The sequence below is a fragment of the Lentilactobacillus parakefiri genome (assembly GCF_002157585.1).
Taxonomy (GTDB): Bacteria; Bacillota; Bacilli; order Lactobacillales; family Lactobacillaceae; genus Lentilactobacillus; species Lentilactobacillus parakefiri.
Genome location: NZ_BDGB01000009.1, coordinates 4,934 through 8,163, shown reverse-complemented (window position 1 = coordinate 8,163; position 3,230 = coordinate 4,934). Strand labels below are relative to the sequence as shown.

Below are 3,230 nucleotides of genomic sequence, written 5' to 3'. Positions count from 1 at the left end.
CGTTTTCTGTATTTTTTTGTCTTATAATATTCATGACGTAAGTCTCCTTTGTCTCTTGGTTTTGGTCGACTAAAGTATACAACGCAGGAGAGCTTGCGTTTATTTTTTTGCCAAAAAAGCCAATAACCACACGCCTTTGGCGTGATTATTAGCTTTCAAGTTTCAGTAACTATGTAAAAGGTCATTGGCAATTTGGTTGTCAATGACCTTTTATCGTCCTTATTTTGATCTTGTTACCTGATGATTAAAGGAAACGGAAACGACTTTTGAAATCGGATGTGGGGCAATCGTAGCCGGATTGCCAACGACGGTCAAATGGCTAGGAACATTTACCAGCACAACGGCACCGGCGCCAACCTTACTGTATGGCCCAATCTCGATTGGCCCCAGTATCTGGGCATTGGCGCCAATGAAAGCACCCTTTCTGACGTGAGGGTGGCGCCGGCCCTTATCCGTCATACGCCGCGTGCCAAATGTCACACCATGAAGAATGGTGACGTCGTCTTCGATGATGGCGGTTGCGCCAATAACAGTTCCCACCCCGGGATACGTTAGAATCACCTGAAGCAGACTATGAGCGGCCGGATCACGCTTGAGAATGGACCTTGCTGTTTGAAACATCTTGATGGCTCCCCTTTAGTTGATCGAATCCACGTTCCAGGTCGGCTAATAGGTCTTTTTGATCCTCAACGCCGACTGACAGGCGGATTAGTTCGTCCTTGATGCCGTTTTTAAGCCGGATGTCACGGGGGATTGAACCGTGAGTCATCAAGGCTGGAATTTCGATGAGACTTTCAAGAGCGCCCAGACTTTCGGCCAAGGTGATAACTTGGAGTTGTTCGACAAATTGTTTGGGATCCAGACCGGCTTGTAATTCGAACGAGATCATTGCGCCAAATCCGTGCATCTGTTTCTGAGCAACTTCGTAATCCGGATTGTTAGGATCGCCAGGATAGTAAATTTTGCTGATCAGCGGCTGATTTTTCAAATAATTGAAGATTGCTTCCGCATTGGCCAAATGAGCCCGCATTCTAAGTGAGAGGGTCTTCATTCCCCGTTGCAATAACCAGCTCTCCTGGGGTGCCAAGATGCCGCCGATGGCATTTTGCAGGTACCCAATTTTTTCGCCAAGGGCTTGATCCTTAGTGACTACCAGGCCGGCAACCAGATCACTATGGCCACCAAGGTACTTAGAAGCACTGTGCAAAACGATATCCACGCCAAGGTCTAAGGGCCGTTGAACGTATGGCGATGAGAAAGTGTTGTCGATAATGCTTAAAATACCACGGTCCTTAGCAATTTTAGCGACGGCAGCGATATCGGTTACCCGCAGCAGTGGATTGGTCGGGGTTTCCAAATAAATGGCCTTTGTGGCGGGGGTGATGGCGGCTTTAACGGCTTGCAGGTCGCGGGTATCAACGACGGTAAACGTCATGCCGAATCGTTTTAAAACCGCGTCAATCAAGCGGAAAGTCCCACCGTAGACGTCATTGCCAATGACGAAATGATCGCCGGCAGAAAATAGTGAGAACACCGTATCGATGGCCGCCGAACCGGAAGCAAACGCAAAGCCAGCGGTGCCGTCTTCCAAATCGGCAATTAATTTTTCAACCGCTTCCCGGGTGGGGTTACCCGAACGGGAATATTCGTATTCGTTTTCACCAATCTTCTGTTGATGAAAGGTGGATGCCATATAGATTGGGACTGATGTTGCGCCTGTGTATTTGTCTTCGCTGATGCCACCGTGAATTAATTTTGTATCAAATTCCATAATCATTGACCTCACTTTTTTAGTTGTTAGATTTAAGTTGATTAGTTGTAAATGTTTTCACTCATGTAACGCTCGCTGCTGTCTGGAAAAACCGTGACGATTGAACTGTTTTCTGGCAATTCATTGGCTACTTTAAGACTAGCTGCTAACGCGGCCCCGCTGGAACTGCCAATGAAGAGCCCTTGTGTTTTGGCCATTTGTTTAACCTGATCAAACGCGTCGTTGTCAGAAATGGTGAGGGTTTCATCAATTTGGACGTCTTTGAAGAAGGGCGGAATAAATTCGACACCAATCCCTTCCGTTTTGTGGGGATGAGCCGGGCCACCATTTAGAATGGAGCCTTCGGGTTCAACGACGACGGTCCGGGTTGCTGAATTCTGTTCTTTCAGATATCGGGCGATGCCGGCAAATGTCCCGCCACTGCCCGCGCCAGCAACGAACGCGTTAATTTGAGCAGGGACGTCTGCTACTAACTCCGGCGCCAAGGTGTGGTAATAAGTCGCTGGATTAGCCGGATTTTCAAACTGCATCGGCACAAAACTGTTTGGGGTCTTCGCTGCCAACTCGCGCGCTTTTTGGATGGCGCCTTTGATTCCTTGGTCGCTCGGCGTGTTGATGAGAGTCGCCCCGAGAGCCTTCATCAGCTGTTGTTTTTCAAAACTAAACTTTTCAGGGACGACGAGGATAGTTGGCAAGCGGTGCTGTTGGGCGGCCAGGGCCACCCCAATGCCGGTATTGCCGGCGGTGGGTTCAATAATGGTGGTTTTTCCTTCAGTCACTTTACCGTGGTCGATGGCGTCTTGAATCATGTACTGACCCAAGCGGTCCTTGATGCTGCCGCCGGGATTAAACATTTCAAGTTTGGCGTAAATATGACTGTGGTGAGGAACGTTAATTTGTAGGTCAATCATCGGGGTATGGCCGATGAGTTGGGAAACGGATTGAATAAGCATGGTAAGATCCTTTCTGAATAGTTGTTTTAACTGTTAGACTGCGATTCAGGAAAGATGATCTTTGGCGATGTTAAATGGCCGGTTGGCTGCAGTGAATAGAAAAAGGGCGCGAAACTCTGAAAAATCAGAATTCTCGCGCCCTTAGTTCAATTCCAGCCAAGTGGACATTGAACTTCTTTAAGGTCATTATTCCTCAAAAAATGTCAATGCTAACAGGCCGAACATCGCCAAAAATGCGTTGTTCGACAGCAACAATTAATCGCATTAAACATTGATTGAGTCATAGTGACACCTCCGAAATTTTTTGTTGCCATAAATATACATAATCCCAGTGGAAGTGTCAAGGATTTTTAAGAAATAAAATGATAAATTGCTGGGAAATTTTATTAATCTGTCACAAAATATGTCAGCTCAGGGTCAATTCAAGAAGGTGGATGTAAGCTGATTCCTGAGACAACTTTTAAGAGAGCGTATAATGAATAAATCGTCTCTCAAAAGGAAGGAAT

Annotated in this window: 3 protein-coding genes; all 3 read right to left on the bottom strand. The window is 46.8% G+C overall.

The genetic code is table 11. The features are described from left to right. Positions 1–219: 219 nt before the first annotated feature. Genes LPKJCM_RS00825 through LPKJCM_RS00815 form a run of 3 tightly spaced genes read right to left on the bottom strand, consistent with a single transcriptional unit; the run spans position 220 to position 2,724 of the window. Positions 220–621 (bottom strand): serine O-acetyltransferase, encoded by a 402-nt coding sequence (locus LPKJCM_RS00825; protein ID WP_057962644.1) that lies wholly within the window; start codon positions 619–621, stop codon positions 220–222. Continuing rightward, on the bottom strand, positions 587–1,771 hold the full coding sequence (locus tag LPKJCM_RS00820; RefSeq protein ID WP_057962645.1) for a trans-sulfuration enzyme family protein: 1,185 nt from the start codon (positions 1,769–1,771) through the stop codon (positions 587–589). The genes LPKJCM_RS00825 and LPKJCM_RS00820 overlap by 35 nt, the downstream gene beginning before the upstream one ends. Before the next feature lie 41 nt (positions 1,772–1,812). Then, positions 1,813–2,724, bottom strand: a complete 912-nt coding sequence (locus tag LPKJCM_RS00815) for a PLP-dependent cysteine synthase family protein (RefSeq protein WP_014919551.1) — start codon at positions 2,722–2,724, stop codon at positions 1,813–1,815. Positions 2,725–3,230 lie beyond the last annotated feature (506 nt).

Excerpts from the sequence above, each read along its gene's own strand:
- LPKJCM_RS00820 (WP_057962645.1), bottom strand. The coding sequence starts at position 1,771 with ATGGAATTTGATACAAAATTAATTCACGGTGGCATCAGCGAAGACAAA.
- LPKJCM_RS00825 (WP_057962644.1), bottom strand. The coding sequence starts at position 621 with ATGTTTCAAACAGCAAGGTCCATTCTCAAGCGTGATCCGGCCGCTCAT.
- LPKJCM_RS00815 (WP_014919551.1), bottom strand. The coding sequence starts at position 2,724 with ATGCTTATTCAATCCGTTTCCCAACTCATCGGCCATACCCCGATGATT.